General features: G+C 63.5%; 20 protein-coding genes. 9 read left to right on the top strand and 11 right to left on the bottom strand.

The window, feature by feature from the left end:
* Nucleotides 1–100: 100 nt before the first annotated feature.
* The 5 genes from H9X91_RS06600 (at nucleotide 101) to H9X91_RS06580 (ending at nucleotide 4100) form a co-directional block, all read left to right on the top strand.
* Nucleotides 101–1027, top strand: a complete 927-nt coding sequence (locus tag H9X91_RS06600; protein WP_204803729.1) for a sugar-binding domain-containing protein — start codon at nucleotides 101–103, stop codon at nucleotides 1025–1027.
* A gap of 202 nt (nucleotides 1028–1229) precedes the next feature.
* Nucleotides 1230–1838: a DAK2 domain-containing protein gene (locus H9X91_RS06595; protein WP_204803726.1), complete on the top strand. Its 609-nt coding sequence runs from the start codon at nucleotides 1230–1232 to the stop codon at nucleotides 1836–1838.
* 39 nt (nucleotides 1839–1877) lie between these two features.
* A complete protein-coding gene (locus H9X91_RS06590) occupies nucleotides 1878–2876 on the top strand; it encodes a dihydroxyacetone kinase subunit DhaK (RefSeq protein WP_204803724.1) in 999 nt (332 codons plus the stop codon).
* A gap of 3 nt (nucleotides 2877–2879) precedes the next feature.
* Nucleotides 2880–3764: a 3-hydroxy-5-phosphonooxypentane-2,4-dione thiolase gene (gene lsrF, locus H9X91_RS06585; RefSeq protein WP_204803722.1), complete on the top strand. Its 885-nt coding sequence runs from the start codon at nucleotides 2880–2882 to the stop codon at nucleotides 3762–3764.
* Between the two features lie 12 nt (nucleotides 3765–3776).
* Nucleotides 3777–4100 carry a VOC family protein gene (locus tag H9X91_RS06580; protein WP_087292014.1) on the top strand — a complete coding sequence of 108 codons (324 nt, stop codon included), beginning with the start codon at nucleotides 3777–3779 and terminating at the stop codon, nucleotides 4098–4100.
* A gap of 150 nt (nucleotides 4101–4250) precedes the next feature.
* On the opposite strand, the gene H9X91_RS06575 is transcribed toward H9X91_RS06580, so the two are convergent.
* From H9X91_RS06575 to H9X91_RS06555, 5 genes are read right to left on the bottom strand one after another with little or no spacing between them, the layout of a single operon-like run.
* Nucleotides 4251–5459: a hypothetical protein gene (locus tag H9X91_RS06575; RefSeq protein ID WP_204803719.1), complete on the bottom strand. Its 1209-nt coding sequence runs from the start codon at nucleotides 5457–5459 to the stop codon at nucleotides 4251–4253.
* The gene (locus tag H9X91_RS06570) at nucleotides 5459–6604 is read right to left on the bottom strand and encodes a hypothetical protein (protein WP_204803717.1); all 1146 of its coding nucleotides are present in this window, start codon (nucleotides 6602–6604) and stop codon (nucleotides 5459–5461) included. The genes H9X91_RS06575 and H9X91_RS06570 overlap by 1 nt, the downstream gene beginning before the upstream one ends.
* Nucleotides 6601–7452, bottom strand: a complete 852-nt coding sequence (locus H9X91_RS06565; RefSeq protein ID WP_204803715.1) for an ABC transporter ATP-binding protein — start codon at nucleotides 7450–7452, stop codon at nucleotides 6601–6603. The genes H9X91_RS06570 and H9X91_RS06565 overlap by 4 nt, the downstream gene beginning before the upstream one ends.
* Nucleotides 7439–8188, bottom strand: a complete 750-nt coding sequence (locus tag H9X91_RS06560; protein ID WP_204803713.1) for a hypothetical protein — start codon at nucleotides 8186–8188, stop codon at nucleotides 7439–7441. The genes H9X91_RS06565 and H9X91_RS06560 overlap by 14 nt, the downstream gene beginning before the upstream one ends.
* Nucleotides 8181–8717 carry an RNA polymerase sigma factor gene (locus tag H9X91_RS06555; protein WP_204803711.1) on the bottom strand — a complete coding sequence of 179 codons (537 nt, stop codon included), beginning with the start codon at nucleotides 8715–8717 and terminating at the stop codon, nucleotides 8181–8183. The genes H9X91_RS06560 and H9X91_RS06555 overlap by 8 nt, the downstream gene beginning before the upstream one ends.
* A 439-nt stretch (nucleotides 8718–9156) precedes the next feature.
* Here H9X91_RS06555 and H9X91_RS06550 point away from each other — a divergent pair, with 439 nt between their 5' ends.
* The 3 genes from H9X91_RS06550 to H9X91_RS06540 are packed head-to-tail and all read left to right on the top strand — an operon-like array spanning nucleotide 9157 to nucleotide 10539.
* A complete protein-coding gene (locus H9X91_RS06550; protein WP_204803709.1) occupies nucleotides 9157–9567 on the top strand; it encodes a peptide deformylase in 411 nt (136 codons plus the stop codon).
* A gap of 13 nt (nucleotides 9568–9580) precedes the next feature.
* On the top strand, nucleotides 9581–10039 hold the full coding sequence (locus H9X91_RS06545) for a YfcE family phosphodiesterase (RefSeq protein ID WP_204803707.1): 459 nt from the start codon (nucleotides 9581–9583) through the stop codon (nucleotides 10037–10039).
* Nucleotides 10039–10539: a DUF6933 domain-containing protein gene (locus tag H9X91_RS06540; protein WP_204803705.1), complete on the top strand. Its 501-nt coding sequence runs from the start codon at nucleotides 10039–10041 to the stop codon at nucleotides 10537–10539. Before H9X91_RS06545 ends, H9X91_RS06540 begins: the two co-directional genes overlap by 1 nt.
* Before the next feature lie 151 nt (nucleotides 10540–10690).
* Here H9X91_RS06540 and trxB read toward each other — a convergent pair whose 3' ends face one another.
* Nucleotides 10691–11647: a thioredoxin-disulfide reductase gene (trxB, locus tag H9X91_RS06535; RefSeq protein WP_204803702.1), complete on the bottom strand. Its 957-nt coding sequence runs from the start codon at nucleotides 11645–11647 to the stop codon at nucleotides 10691–10693.
* A 13-nt stretch (nucleotides 11648–11660) separates the two neighbouring features.
* On the bottom strand, nucleotides 11661–11984 hold the full coding sequence (gene trxA / locus H9X91_RS06530; protein ID WP_204803700.1) for a thioredoxin: 324 nt from the start codon (nucleotides 11982–11984) through the stop codon (nucleotides 11661–11663).
* Nucleotides 11985–12142: 158 nt separating this feature from the next.
* Here trxA and H9X91_RS06525 point away from each other — a divergent pair, with 158 nt between their 5' ends.
* The gene (locus H9X91_RS06525; protein WP_204803698.1) at nucleotides 12143–12808 is read left to right on the top strand and encodes a Crp/Fnr family transcriptional regulator; all 666 of its coding nucleotides are present in this window, start codon (nucleotides 12143–12145) and stop codon (nucleotides 12806–12808) included.
* An 11-nt stretch (nucleotides 12809–12819) separates the two neighbouring features.
* On the opposite strand, the gene H9X91_RS06520 is transcribed toward H9X91_RS06525, so the two are convergent.
* The 4 genes from H9X91_RS06520 to H9X91_RS06505 form a co-directional block, all read right to left on the bottom strand.
* Entirely contained in the window at nucleotides 12820–13395 is a 576-nt protein-coding gene (locus H9X91_RS06520) for a 4Fe-4S binding protein (RefSeq protein WP_204803696.1), read from the bottom strand.
* Complete coding sequence (locus tag H9X91_RS06515) at nucleotides 13392–13601, bottom strand: ATP-binding protein (protein WP_204803694.1); 210 nt, start codon at nucleotides 13599–13601, stop codon at nucleotides 13392–13394. Before H9X91_RS06515 ends, H9X91_RS06520 begins: the two co-directional genes overlap by 4 nt.
* Before the next feature lie 254 nt (nucleotides 13602–13855).
* Nucleotides 13856–14638 (bottom strand): hypothetical protein, encoded by a 783-nt coding sequence (locus tag H9X91_RS06510; RefSeq protein ID WP_204803692.1) that lies wholly within the window; start codon nucleotides 14636–14638, stop codon nucleotides 13856–13858.
* Nucleotides 14639–14761: 123 nt separating this feature from the next.
* On the bottom strand, nucleotides 14762–15106 hold the full coding sequence (locus H9X91_RS06505; protein WP_204803691.1) for a winged helix-turn-helix transcriptional regulator: 345 nt from the start codon (nucleotides 15104–15106) through the stop codon (nucleotides 14762–14764).
* Nucleotides 15107–15175 lie beyond the last annotated feature (69 nt).

The raw sequence follows: 15175 nt of genomic DNA, 5'->3' as shown, positions 1-15175 counted from the left end.
AGCGCGCCCGACCGTTCCAGCGCGCTGCGAAGGGGCCCTTGCATCCCGATACGCTTTATGCTATAAAGTAACATATGTAACATGTGGGAGGGAAGATCCGGTGAAGCTGGAAAAGCAGAGACGTCTGGCCCATGTGGCCCGCCGGTATTATCTGGAGGATCAGAAGCAGAGCGACATTGCCCGGGAGCTGGGGATCTCCCGTCCCATGGTGAGCCGCCTGCTGGCAGAGGCCCGGGAACTGGGCGTGGTGGAGATCCGCATCCACGACCCGGAGTGCCGGGAGGACAGCCTGCTGGAGCGGCTGAGGACCGCCGGCATGGTCCAGGGCGGCATCCTGGTAGAGGACGGGGCGGAGAACGATGAGACCAATCAGCGCCTCTCCAGGGGCGCTGTGGAGCTGCTGCGGCAGATCGGTGCCCGTCGTCTGGGAGTGGGCTGGGGCTACCTCATCGGCCAGCTGGTGACCTGGCTGGAGCAGCACCCCCAGCCTCACAGCGCCATCACCGACATCTGCCCCCTGGTGGGCAACGCCAGCGTCCCCGCCCGCAACTACCAGTCCAACGAAAACGTCCGCCTGATGGCCCAGCAGCTGGGCGCCGTCCCCCACTTCCTCTACCTGCCCGCCCTGCCGGAGAGCCTGGAGGAGCGGCAGCTGCTGTGCTCCACCGAGATCTACCGCCAGATCTGCCAGCAGTGGGAACAGATCGACACGGCCCTGGTGAACATCGGCGACTACCCCTCCAGCCCGGATTTTGCCTCCCTGGTCCGGTATGGGAGCCTGCTCCAGGACCAGCGGGCCTGCGGCCGAATGCTGATCTACTACTTCAACGAGGCGGGCACCGTCATTCAGTCCGACCAGGATTTCGCCATCCAGATCCCCATGGAGGCCCTGAAGCAGTGCCCCCGGATCATCGGAGTCTGCTCTGCCAATACCAGCGCCAGGGCCCTGCGGGGCGCGCTGAACACCGGGATCCTGACCCACATCGTCGCACGGGCGGACCTTGTACAGGAATTACTTGGAGAATAAGTAACATATGTAACTTTTTAAACCGATGCCTCTTTGATAAGAGGCATCGGTTTATCTGATTTGAACATATTTTTTTATAATATTCTGTGTGATTTATGGAAAATTAATTTTGAAAATTGACATTTGTTACTATAGGAAGTATAGTTTGGACAGATGTAACAGACTGCTGATCGGATCACAGAGCCAAAGGAGGTGACAGCACATGACGAGAGAACAGTTTGCATCCCGGCTGCTGAATGCCTGTGCATCTGTCATGGCTGCCGAACAGGAGCTGACGGAGATCGACTCCAAGTTCGGCGATGCAGATCACGGCCTGACCATGGCCAAGATCGCCAGGGCCATTACAGAGGCGGTAGAGGACGCCGACGGCGGCATCCAGACCATGCTGGACGACGCAGCCATGGCGGTCATGTCCCTGAATGGCGGCAGCGCCGTGCCCCTGTGGAACACTTGGCTGGACGGACTGCAGGAAGAAGCGCCGGAAGGGGAGGAAATCGATGTTCCCGGCATCCAGACCATCTTTGCCAAGGCGCTGGAGGAATTGAATGAGATGTCCGGCGCCCAGGTGGGGGACAAGACCATGATGGATGCCCTGATCCCCGCCAGCGAGGCCATCGCCGCCTATGAAGGCAGCGATGAAGATGCCCTGTTTGCTGCTGCGGCCGCGGCTGCAGCAGCCGGTGCGGAGAATACCAAAAATTTCGTGTCCAAATTCGGCCGGGCCAAGAGCTACGGCACCCAGACCATCGGGACCCCGGACGCCGGAGCCGTCTCCATGGCCCGATTCTTCCAGGGACTGGCACAGGCCTGATTGCAGCGTGATCTATTTTTGAATGGGAGGATTTCCGCAATGAAAATGAAGAAGTTCATCAACGCCCCTGAGACCATCACCGACGAGGAGCTGGTGGGTCTGGGCCTGGCCTACCCCGACATTTTGGACGTGGACGGCCATCTGGTTGTCAGCCACGACCTGGCCGGCGCGGACCGGGTGACCATCGTCACCTACGGCGGCTCCGGCCACGAGCCCGCCCAGGCGGGCTTTGTGGGCAAGGGCATGCTGGACGTCCAGGCGGTGGGCGACATCTTCGCCGCCCCCAACGGACAGCTGGTCTTTGACGCCATGAAGCTGGCGGACAAGGGCCACGGCGTGCTGCTGCTCACCCTGAACTACGCCGGCGACCAGCTGGCGGGCAAGCAGGCCATGAAGCTGGCCAAGAAGGCGGGCCTCAACGTACGCCAGGTGGTCACCGGCGAGGAGATCCAGTACGACCCCAACGGCGAGGACAACAAGCGGGGCCTGGCCGGCGCGGTGGCCCTGTACCACATCGCCGCGGCGGCCGCCCGGGAGGGCAAGAGCCTAGACGAGGTGGCGGAGATCGCCCAGCGCTACGCGGACAGCATGGCCTCCCTCACCGTCAAGTCCACCGACGCCACCCACCCCCAGAACGGCATGTCCTTCGGCGACCTGGAGGAGACCGACCTGATGGAGATCGGCGCCGGCCAGCACGGCGAGGGCGGCGGCGTCCGGGTGCCCATGATGTCCTCCAAGGACACCGTGGAGCACGTGGCCGGGGCCCTGTGCAAGGCCCTGGACCTGAAGGCCGGGGACAAGACTTTTGTGATGATCAACGGCTGCGGCGCCACCACCACCATGGAGATGCTGGTGCTGTTCAAGGACACGGTGGAGTTCCTGAAGGCCCGGGACATTGAGGTGGTGGCCAGCATGGTAGGCGAGATCCTCACCGTGCAGGAGGCCGGCGGCTTCCAGATGAATATCGCCAAGTGGGACGAGGAGTTCATCCGCCTTTGGAACACCCCCTGCCACACCCCCGCGTACAGCAAGGAGTAAGCCATGGCAGACAATATCGGAAACAAGGCCGCCCACGACTACCATCTGGACGTGCCCGTGGCCCAGGAGGGCTTCTATGTCCGGGGTGCGGCCAACTGTGACTTTGGCATGAAGAGCCGCCTGGCCCGCATGTTCAACCCCAAGTCGGGCAATGCGGTGATGCTGGCCTTTGACCACGGCTACATCATGGGCCCCACCGCCGGTTTGGAGCGCATTGACCTGGTGATCCCGCCCCTCATCCCCTATGTGGATGTGCTGATGGGCACCAAGGGGGTCATCCGCTCCTGCATCTCTCCCGCCCAGCGGGTGGCCCGCTGCGTCCGGGTGACCTACGACTCCACCGTCCTCTACGACGACATGTCCAACGGCGGCGGCATCGCCTGCGACATTGAGAACGCCATCCGCATGGATGCCGACTGCATGACGGTGCAGACCTTCATTGGCGCCTCCGGCGAGAGCCGTTCCCTGGAGCTGCTGTGCCGCACCGCCGACGCCGGCGCCCGGTACGGCATCCCCACCCTGGGCGTGGTGGCCGTGGGCAAGGAGATGGAGCGCACGGAGAAGTTCTTCCTGCTGGCCACCCGGGTGCTGGCCGAGAACGGGGCCAACATCGTCAAGAGCTACTTCTGCGACGGCTTTGAGCGGGTGGCCGCCGCCTGTCCGGTGCCCATCGTCATCGCCGGGGGCAAAAAGCTGCCCGAGCTGGAGGCGCTGGAGATGGCCTACAAGGCCATCGACCAGGGCGCCCACGGCGTGGACATGGGCCGGAACATCTTCCAGTCCGACTGCCCCGCCGGCATGGCCCAGGCCATCGGCAAGGTGGTCCACGAGGGCTACACCGCCCAGCAGGCCTATGAGGTCTACCAGGAAGTCAAGAACGCCAAATAAGGAGGAATCGCTATGTCCGCCACTTATATGCACATCGGCATCCCCATCACCAACAAGAAGCCCGGCATGGTCTACAATGAGGGGGCCAAGTTCTGGGTCAGCAATGTGGACGACTACGACTACAAGATCGAGTACCTGAAATTCGAGGAGGGCACCCCCTTCCCGGAGGAGATCCACCGCAACCCCCACGTGGCCTACAAGGTGGACGATCTGGAGCACTACATCGCCGACGCCGACTCGGTCATCTGCGGCCCCATGGCCGCCAACGACAAGGGCGACCGGCTGGCCTTCGTCTGGAAGGACGGGGCCATTCTGGAGCTGTATCAGGAGGCCTGACGCGCGCCTGAACGAGCGGAACAAAGGCACCTCTGGAGAATGGATCCGGAGGTGCCTTTTTGTTTTGAAAATGAAAAATAATTGAAATGAAGCAAATGTAAAGTAAATTTGCTTGCTGGCTTCGACGGGACATTTCAGCCGCCCCAGCCTTCAGAGCAGCTCCCGCCTTTTTTGCTGCCGGCAGGAAAGAATACACAGACTCAGCCCCAGCACCAGCAGGGCGGCCGCCGCAGCGGCCTCGATGCCCCGGGGCAGCCAGACGGCGCCGTTGCCCAGGTTGCGGAATCTGAAGGGCATATCCAGCAGCCAGGTGCCCAGCACCGCACCCACCGCCACGAACAGGGGAACGGCCTTCAGCAGCATGGCGATGTAGCTGCCGCTGTACTGGGAGAGAAACACCGTCAGCCCGGCGGCCCCCAGGGACAGGGCCAGGAGCAGCCCGACCAGCACCAGCAGATAGGTGCCGTAGATCCAGTCGAACCAGGGGGTGCCCCACTCCCAGATGCCGTCCAGCCCGCAGGCGGCAAACCGCAGGGGCCCCTGAGCCAGGAGGGGGACGGCGTAGACTGACACATTCACCGCTGTCAGCACCAGCGCGGAGAGCAGGGCAGTTCCCATCTGCGTGCTCAAAATGGCCCGTCCCCGGCGGGAGGCCCACTGCAGGGGCCGGGTGTTCCGCAGCCGGTCCCGCACCAGGGTGGGGGAGAGCAGGAGCACGATGCTGAGGACGCACCACACCGCCAGATCCTTGCCGTACTCCTGGGTGGAGTGTTTCACGGAGGACGGCAGCAGGGAGTGGGCCATCTCTGCGCTTGCCAGTTCCGCCTCCCGCCGGACCATGGCCTCCGGCTGGCCCGCTTCCCGCCGGTTGGAGACGGCCTGAGCGCGGCGCTCCGCCTGGGTGTCATAGGCCTCCATGGCCTGCTCCAGTACGGCTATCGTATACCAGCTGGTGCCGCCGTACACCCGGTTCAGCAGATATTCCGTGTCCATATCCGCTTGGCCGTCAGCATTGAGCACGCCATTCAGGTACTCCTCCCGAAAGGAGAGAAAAGATTCATAGTCCGTCAGTCCTGCCGCCGAGGCCTCCGGGATAGAGGAAATCTGTTGGTCAAAGGAGCCAATCTCCTCCGCCAGCTGTCCGTCCAGCTGCGCCCGCTCCTCCGGTTCCAGGGTGGGACCGTACCGCGCCACCCAGTCGGAGGCCAGATCGAACTGGGCTTCCCCACTGGGCCCGTTGCAGAAATATTCGATGTAGAACTGGGGGAACATCCAGTAGTACACCGCCCCCAGCAGGAGAATGGCCGCCAGGATGCCGGGCCGCCAGATCTTCCGCAGCTCCCATTTCCAAAGTTCCATCAGGACACATCCTTTCTGTCAAATCGACGGATGGCCAGCAGGGCTCCGCCGCCCCAGAGCAGCAGGTTGAGTCCTGCCGCGATGGTCTCCTGCCAGGGGAGGACGGCGTTGAGCCCCAGCTCCGTGAACCAGGCGCTGCAGGAGAGCCAGATCATCACCGGCTGGAAGCAGGCCACGAGATACGCCGCCCACCAGCCCAGCTCCCCGAAGGCGGAGACCAGCCCCATCCCGCCGAAGCACAGGATCCCCAGCACCAGCGCGGCCAGATAGGGATTCCGCACCAGCGTTCCGCACACCGACGCCAGCAGGGAGAACACCGCCGTCAGCACCGCCCCCAGAGCCAAAACGGCGGCCAGGTACTGGGCCACGGTGAAGTCCCCCCAGGTGAGGAAGGGGCGCACCACCAGCATATCGGAGAAATAGTTGAACTGGCTGGACACGCTGGCATCCCAGATACCGCCGTAGTCGTACAGCAGGAAATAGGGCACCAGGGTGCAGACCGCCAGCAGGCCGTACAGCGCCGCCGACGCCGGGAGAGCCGCCAGCACCTTGAGCCGCCGCAGGCGCCGCCCTGTCCGGGAGGAGCAGGCCAGGCCCTCCGTGCGGTGCATCCCCTCGTAGCCCAGTAGGTACAGCGTCCCCAGCATGGCCAGGATGGCGCTCTCGCACAGGACGGCCCGAAACAGGGAGCCAAACAAGAATTGGTGGCTTCCATAGGTAGCGGGACCGGCATACAAATCCATCGCCGCGTCGGTTTGGGCCAGATGTTCCACCCGCTCCGCCAGCAGACCGTATTTCCAGGTCATCCACTTTACCGCCGTGGGGGATTTTTCCACCACACCGGCGTAGAAATCCGCAAGTTCCCCGGTGTCATACGTCTCAAAGATGTCCTCCATCCCGGTGACGGACTGGAGCAGCAGGTCCCGGTTCTCCGTGGCGGGCATATCGTCCAGACCGGCCAGAAAATCTTCATCCACCCGCTGGCCCAGGGCCTCCGCCGCGGCGGACGTCTCGTTGAAGAACGCCCGGTCATAGGGGGAGAGCCCGGCGATGAGCAGGGCGTTGAAGGCCAGGCACAGAGCCAGAAAGGCCCACAAGGCCGGCAGGCGGAAAAGCTTCCGCCACTCATAGACCGCCAGATTCATGGCTGCCCCTCCCGGTAGATGGCGAGAAACGCGTCCTCCAGCCCCGGTGTCACCGGTGTCCCATTGACAGGGGGCATCTCGCAGAGGACCCGGAGCACCGGGCCGTCCGCCCCCTGCCCCTCGCTGAGCAGGAACTGCCCCGGAGCCAATGATGTCCCGGCGGGGAGCTGGAACACCTGGCCCTGGAACTGGGCGCAGATGTGGGCAGGGCTGTCACAGCAGTAGAGGCGGTGGTCCCGGAACATGATGATCTGCCCGGCGATGGTCTCAATGTCCGAGACGATGTGGGTGGAGAGGATGACGATACGTTCCCCGGAGAGGGCGTGGATCAGGTTCCGGAACCGCACCCGCTCCCGGGGGTCCAGCCCGGCGGTAGGCTCGTCCAGGATCAGCAGCTGCGGGTCATTCAGCATGGCCACGGCGATGCCCACCCGCTGGAGCATCCCGCCGGAGAACTTCTTCATCTTTTTGTCTGCTATGTCCCGGAGTCCCACCGTCTCCAGCAGCTGGTCAATGCGGCCGTCCGCCTCCCGCCTCGGGATGCACTGGAGGGCGGCGGCATAGCGGAGGAAGTGACGGGGCGTGTAGTTGGGATAGTACCCGAACTGCTGGGGAAGATACCCCAGCAGACCCCGGTACTCCGCCCCCAGGGCCTGGATGTCCTCCCCCTCCCACAGGATCTGTCCCCTGGTGGGAAACAGCAACGTAGTGAGCATCTTGATGAGGGTGGTCTTGCCCGCCCCATTGGGGGCCAGCAGGCCATAGACGCCGGGGGTAAAGGTCAGGGAGATATCCTCCAGAGCGGTGAATTGTCCGTACTTCTTTGTCACATGCTCAACGGAAAGCATAGGAGACGCCTCCTTCCATCGGGCGCCGGCAGAAGCGGCGCAGTTCCAAAAGGTACATTGTGATCCCGGCGGCGGCCAGCAGACAGAATACCACGGTGGGAACGGCCGTCAGCCACTCCGCAGCCCGGGGCCAGATCAGCGGCACCAGGCCCAGCAGGACCCAGCAGACCGGCGCTGCCAGCCATCCGGCAGGCCCCCGCAGCCGCTGGCACAGCAGGGAGAGGGCTCCGTACAGAAACAGGCTGGCCAATGACAGGGCCAGCATCCAACCAAAAGATCTCTCTTGTCCGGTGAGCAGCCACAGTGCCCAATTGGCCGGGACACACAGCAGCACGGACACACCACCGAAACCCAGCATCCGCAGGGCCGCCACCATCCGGGCAGAGACCCGGAAGGTCCAAGTCCACTCCCAGAGGCCGGTCTGCAAATCCTTCCAGCCGGTCAGCAGGGAGAGGGCGGCATACAGCAGGGGGGAGAACAGGAACAATGCCGGTGCCAAAGAACCGGTGGAGCCGGCCAAAACGAGAGCCGGCAGCAGGGACAGGGCCCAGATCAGCAGGGACAGGGCCAGGCAGTCCCAGGTGCCGAAGAACAGCACCGGGACGCCCACGGCCCGCAGGGTCTCCAGCAGCTCCCTCCCCAGGCTCGGCCGGGGGGACAGGCTCACGTCCAGGATCCGGGCAATGGCCCGCTGCTTTTCCGCCTCTGTCGGCATCGGAATTTTTTGATTACACATCTGCATCAAACTCCTTTCGCAGCCGCCCCATCAGGCGGTAGTAGCGGGATTTCACCGCCGCCTCCGGCTCCTCCAGGGCAGCGGCGATCTCCGGGAAGGTCTTTTCCCCGTAGATCCGCAGACGGAACACCGACTGCTCCTCGGGGTCCAGGCCGGAGACATAGGCCTCGATGGCCTCCAGCAGGGCCTGGTCATGGACGCGGGCCGCAAAGTCCTCCGCCGCCGGCAGCTCCATTTCCTCGATGGGGAGGGAGACCGGTCGGGCCTTCCGGCGGGCGTCGATGACCTTGTTGGCGGCGATGCGGTAGAGCCAGGTGCGGAAGGACGCCCGTTCCGCCCGGTAGCTGGGCAATGCCCGCAGGACGGCGATGAAGATGGACTGGGTCAGGTCCATGGCGTCCTCCTTGCTTCCGGTCTGGCGGCAGACAAAGCGGTAGATCTCGTCATAGTAGGATCGGATCAGCTGCTCCGCCGCACCCCGGGAGTTTCGCCGCTGGATGGCTCTGATCCATTTTTGTTCCTGCTCCATCGCCTCACCGCCTTTCATCAGGTATATTCGTTCGTACCGGAGATTCCGTTTCAATCCATCCATAAAAAAGAAAGCCGCTGTGAAAGATGGCCGTGGGCCTGCCGCTTTTTCCCGGAGCCTTTTCAGAGGCGCACAGCTTGCTTTTGTGGCAAGTATAGCACAGATCCGGGACGATCTCACAGATGTCGGATACAGAAGCGGTGCGCCAAACGGGGCAGGGTGGGAGACGGCGGCAGTGCGCGCGGTGACCGGATACGGACACAGACCCGTATTCCGGTCTTGCTCTGGCCGGCACATTCGGATATAATACAGAGAAAAGCGGCGGAAGGCGCCTGTCAGAACGGCACCAAGCGTCTTTTGCCGCAGTCTGCAGCCGGATCCGGGCCGGTGCGCCGGACACCGGCGCGGCAGCGATCCGTCAGCACGAGGAGGACAGATGATGATCCGAGAGATCTGCAGAGATGAGACGTTCCTGGCCAGGCGGGCGGAGACCGCCGGACCGGAGGATCTGCAAACGGCGGCGGACCTGCTGGAGACGCTGGAACACCACAGGGACGGCTGCGTGGGGATGGCCGCCAACATGATCGGTGTGAACAGGCGCATCATCGCCTTTGAGGACGCGGGTGCCTATACGGTCATGTTCAACCCGGAGATTATCCGGAAGTCCGGGCCCTATCAGGCGGAGGAGGGATGCCTGTCCCTCGACGGCGTCCGTCCGGCTAAACGGTGGAGGTCCATCAAGGTCCGCTGGCAGAACGAAAAATTTCAGGAGCGGCAGAAGACCTTTACCGGCTGGACCGCACAGATCATCCAGCATGAGATCGACCACTGCGAGGGAATCCTGATCTGAGGGAGGGAGAACCGTGAGACTGGCCATTCTCTCCGACACCCACGGCCTGCTGCGGCCGGAGGTGGCGGAGCTTCTGAAAAGCGCAGACGCCATCCTCCACGGCGGAGACATCAACCGGCAGAGCATCGTGGACCAGCTGCGGCAGTATGCGCCGCTGTATGTGGTCCGGGGCAACAACGACAAGGAGTGGGCGGAGACCATTCCCCACGATCTCACCGTCACCCTGGGCGGCGTGACCTTCTGCGTGGTCCACAACCGGAAGGAGGTCCCGGCGGACCTCTCCGGAGTTGACGCGGTGGTGTTCGGGCACTCCCACAAATATGCGGAAGAGGAGCGGGACGGCCGCCTCTGGCTGAATCCCGGCTCCTGCGGCCCGCGCCGGTTCCGCCAGGAGATCACTCTGATGATGGCTGAGGCGGAGGACGGAACGCTCCGGGTGGAGAAGATCACGATCCCCCATGAGGTGAAGTGATGGAGCTGGGACTGACCTTTCCCCTCCAGCGGTTCCTGAGGCGCAAGCCGCCGGACTACGGCACAGAGACGGACCGGCGCTTTTGCTGGGACCTCCATGTCATCAGCCTGCGGGGCCGCCGGTGCCTGCTGGCGGTCCACAGCCACAGCCGGTACACGTTTGTCCGCTATGATGTGGCGCCCCTCCAGTGGGCGGACCTTCCCGGACTGTTCCGGATGGGGCTGACAGAGAGCCTCACCGCCGTGGGATTCGGCGCGGAGCAGATCAGCGGCTATCTGCAGCTGGCGGGGCCGGCATCCCTCACCCGCACCCATGGGCGCCGGGAGGTGGCCTTTCTCAACCGGGCCTGGGAGGATGTGCTGGCATTGGACTTGTGCCTGGACACGGAACGGCCGGACCAGCCCCTGCTGGACCGCGCGGTCAACGCCCGCCCCAGCCGCTGCGCGGGATCTGACGGCCTGGGAAGGGGGCTGGAGCGGATCGCCGCGTCGCTCCCGTAAAGCGTGAGTGCAGAAAGCTGCCCGGAGGATCTGAAGGTCCAGATCCTCCGGGCAGCTGTTTTGGATTCGGATCTCACATCCGACGGGGTCCTGAAACAGCGGGGAATCCCCTTCCGGCAGGCACGGACCCGGGACACGGGTGCCCGCTCCTTCATGTACCGGCCGGGGACCGCGCTGCGGGGGCGCCTCCTGCCAGGTATTCCTCCGCCATATGGACCGCCATGGCGCCGTCGGCCACAGCCGTCACCACCTGGCGCAGGGGCTTCGTCCGCACATCGCCCGCGGCGTAGACGCCGGGGAGACTGGTCTCAGTGGTCTCGCCGGCCGCCACATAGCCGCCGGCATCCAGCTCCAGTTGGCCGCGCACCAGCTCCGTGGCCGGCTTTCTGCCCACGCTGATGAAGAGCCCGTCGCAGGGGAGGATGGATTCCGCGCCGGTGTGCACATCCTTCAGCCGGACGCCGGTCAGCTTCCCCTCGGGCAGCAGCTCGGTGACGGTGCTGTTCCAGCGGAACTCCACGTTTTCCGCCTGCATCAACGGCGCGTGATAGACCTTTGTGGCCCGCAGCTGGTCCCTGCGGTGCACCAGGATCACCTTTTCGGCGATTCGGCTCAGCAGCAGCGCGTCGGCAGCGGCGGAATTTCCCCCGCCCACCACGACGACGGTCCTGCCCTTGTAGCGCATCCCGTCACAGGCGGCGCAGTAGGCCACGCCACGGCCCACCAGGGCCTTCTCGCCGGCAAGGCCCAGCTCCCTGGGGCCGCCCCCCGTGGCAAGGACCACGGTCCTGGCGGCAAACGGCCCCTCGCTGGTCTCCAGCACCTTGGGCTCCGCGGTGAGGTCCATGCGCTCCACCTGTGCGTATTCTGTCCGCGCGCCGAACCGCTCGGCCTGCCGCTGCATCTTCTCCGCCAGAGTGAAGCCGTCGATCCCGTCCTCATAGCCGGGATAGTTGTCGATCTCCTCCGTCAGGGCCATCTGGCCGCCGGCCGACAGCTTCTCCAGCACCAGGGTATCCAGTCCGGCTCTGGCCGCATAGAGCGCCGCCGTGTAGCCGGCCGGCCCGCCGCCCACCACGATCATATCGAAGACATGTGTGCTGCTCATGGGTCCTGCCTCCTCACTTTGCCAGGGCCTCCCGGATGAATTGCTCGATGGCTGCTTTGGATTCGGGGTTGACGATGGAGTCCACGGCCTTTCCGTCCCGGTACAGGACCAGGGTGGGGATCACCTCGATCTGCTCCGCCTCGGCCAGCGCGGCCTCCTCGTCGATGTTGATCTTTGCAACGGTGAGCTGGTCGCCGTATTCGTCCGCGACCTTCTCATACGCGGGCCCGATCCGGCGGCAGTAGCCGCACCAGGGAGCCCAGAAATCCACCAGGACAGGTCTGCCGCTGTCCGTCATCTGCTGAAATTGTTCCTGATTGATATTGATAGCCGCCATGCTGGTCAGCTCCTTTCTTGTGTTTGACCTTAGTATAACCCAAAGTCTGTTTTTTTCTGTGATGACATCACAGAAGATCCGGGGCCGTCCGCCGACAGGGCGGTTGACAGCAAAAGCCCCGTCCACTATACTGAGAAGACGATGAGGAGGGACATAGGATGACCTTTCAGGACTGTTTTCCCATCTGGGACCGGCTGGATGCGGACCAGCAGGCGCGCATCCTCGGCAATCTGGCGTTTCGGAGCGTCGGGAAGGGAACGATCCTTCACAACGGAAACGCGGACTGCACGGGGCTCCTTCTGGTGAAGTCGGGACAGCTCCGGGCCTATATCCTCTCTGACGAGGGGCGGGAGATCACCATCTACCGCCTGTTCGACAGGGATCTGTGCCTTCTCTCCGCGTCCTGCATCATGCGCTCCATCCAGTTTGAGGTCACCATCGAGGCGGAGAAGGACACGGAGATCTGGGTCATCTCCCCGGAGGTCTACCAGAGCCTCATGGAGGTGTCCGCGCCGGTGGCCAATTACACCAACGAGCTGATGGCCAGCCGGTTTTCAGAGGTCATGTGGCTGATGGAACAGGTCATGTGGAAGAGCATGGACAAGCGGCTGGCGGCCTTCCTGCTGGAGGAGGCCGCCATCGAGGGGACCAGTGCCCTGAAGATCACCCATGAGACCATCGCCAACCACCTGGGCTCCCACCGGGAGGTGGTCACCCGCATGCTGCGCTATTTCCAGAGCGAGGGCATGGTGCGGCTCTCCCGGGGCATGGTGCAGCTCCTGGACGAGGAGAAGCTGCGGAGACTGCAGGACGACAGGGCGTGAGGGCGGCGCCGTCAGGCACGGCCGTTTTTTGCCCGGCAGATCAGCTGTGTCATGGTGCCCATGGGGCAGTAGACGCACCAGCTGCGGGGTTTGAACAGCACCATCGTGATCAGACCGAGGACGGTGGAGGTCAGCATGACGCTGTAGAAGCCGAAGGCGAACTGCGCCACGCCGGGGTGGAACAGGGTGCCGTGATAGGCCCAGTTCCAGGGCAGCCGGAACGTCCACAGCAGGGTGACCGCCTGCCCCAGATCCTGCGCCCCGGCGAACACCAGATAGGTGTTCCACAGCATCAGGAAGAACATGGCGAAGAAAAAGACGAGAAAGCCGTATCGGAAGGCCTTGCTCTTCATCCAGCCGGGGATATCCCGCCTGCGGGACAGCCCGAAACGCCCGCCCAGCAGGCTGAACAGCTGGCCCCGTCCGCAGTAGCGGTTGCAGTAGCCCTTCGTCCCGCCGGCCACGGCGATGAAGAGCGGGATGAAAAAGCACAGCAGGCCCAGCCAGGCAAACAGGATGTTGAAGAACCCCAGCAGAAGGTACAGGAGCGAGACGATCCACAGATTATCATACCAGTGCTTCCTCATGCCTCCACCTCCCGGATCACGATGACGCTGGCCGGGCACTCTCTGGCGCACTTCCCGCAGCCCACGCATTTCTCCTGCCGGACCTGGGCCGTGATGCCCCGGACGACCTCGATGGCCTGCAGCGGACAGACCTTCACACAGCAGCCGCAGGCCACGCAGGCCGATGGATCCACCACGGCTCTGCGCCGCTTTTTCACGGAATTCATACAATGCCTCCCCCAAAATCAAGTGGGTCCATTATACCGCAGATCGATGCGCCGGACTGTGATGAGATCACGGAGACGGCAGATGCCGCACACGGAAGGGCGACAGGGAGGGGATGGACGATGCATCGCCGTTTGCCTCTGTCCGCGTCTGTGGCCTGGCCCATCTATACAGCAGAACGCCCCCGGCTGCCTGGATATCCAGGCAGCCGGGGGCGTATTTTTTGCCGGACGGCTCCGGGCGGTGTGCAGAGACCTCAGGACGTCTGACTGCGCAGGGCCTGGGCGACCTGAGCGATGGGCAGACTGATCTTGACGGCCTCCGCCCTGGGCAGGAGGAATCCCTTCGACGTCCCTCTCAGGGCCTCCGCCTTGCGGCAGCCGGCAGGTGGATCGTTTTCCAGAACGATGCGCCGGTAGTAGTCCATCAGGCGGTCCTTGGGGAGGATCAGATAGTCGCCGATCACCCCGTAGAAGTAGTAGCGGGTGTTGTCCTTTTTCAAAAGGCCGCTCTCCACCCAGCTCCCCTGGGCGGTGAGGCGCTCCATGTACTCAAAGTAGTAATTCCCGGTTTCCTGGGACTTCTTGTCGTGTTTGATCTCGATGCCGGCCCTCGTCTCGCCGACCTCATATTGCTGCTGCCTGCCGTAGAACAGCCCGATATCGATGCCGTACTGCCGGAAAACCCATTCGGCATATACCTCGAAGCGATGAGAGTCCTCCAGATTGGAGATGTAGTAGTTGCTCTTGCTGCGGTCGTCCCAGATCACGGGCTTCTCGACCTCCCAGGGCTGCGCCTCGTATGTGCGGCGGAGCGCGGCGACCGGACCGGGATCCTGCCGCAGCAGCGCGTCCAGTCTGTTCTGGAGGACGCTGCGCTCCTCCTGGTTGAAGGCGCGGATCAGGCCCTCCGTGAGCCGCCACGACCGGTATTCCGGCAGCTTCCCGGTGCCTGAACGGATGGCGCTGTATAGATACAGCTGCATGAGCTCCTGAAACGACAGCCGTTTTTCCGGATCGATCCTTTTGATTTCCATCAAGCCCAATGACCTCCTTTCCAAGTCTCCGCCCCGCACAGGGCATTTGCGGCTTGGGCGCTTCTGCAGACATTGTAGCATACGGCCACGCCGCTGTCGAGCACTGCCGGAAGACCTGCGGAGCGGTCAACGGGAAGGGACTTTGCCCTGCACCAGCTCCTGATAGTCGCGCCCCCACTGTTCCATGGCGGAAATGATCGGACGCATGGACTCACCCAGCTCGCTCAGGGAGTACTCCACCCGGGGCGGGACCTCCGGGTAGACCGTCCGGGTGACGATCCCGTCCTCCTCCAGGGACCGCAGTCTGTCGGAGAGGACCTTCTGACTGATCCCATCCAGACTTTTCTTCATCTCATTGAACCGCCAGGGCCGGGCCAGCAGATTGCGGAGGATCAGCAGCTTCCACTTGCTGCCGACCAGTGCTACTGTGGTCGCCACCGGACAGGCGGGCATTTCCTCTTTTGTCAGCATGGGTGACCTCCTTTTCAGATGGATCCGCCGATTTTCAATCTATTATAGTATCCGGGCCCCGGCCGGTCA

The sequence above is a fragment of the Oscillibacter valericigenes genome, assembly GCF_016902445.1.
GTDB lineage: Bacteria > Bacillota > Clostridia > Oscillospirales > Oscillospiraceae > Oscillibacter > Oscillibacter avistercoris.
Note: the sequence above shows the minus strand (reverse complement) of the source record. Positions and strands in the feature narration are given on the sequence as shown.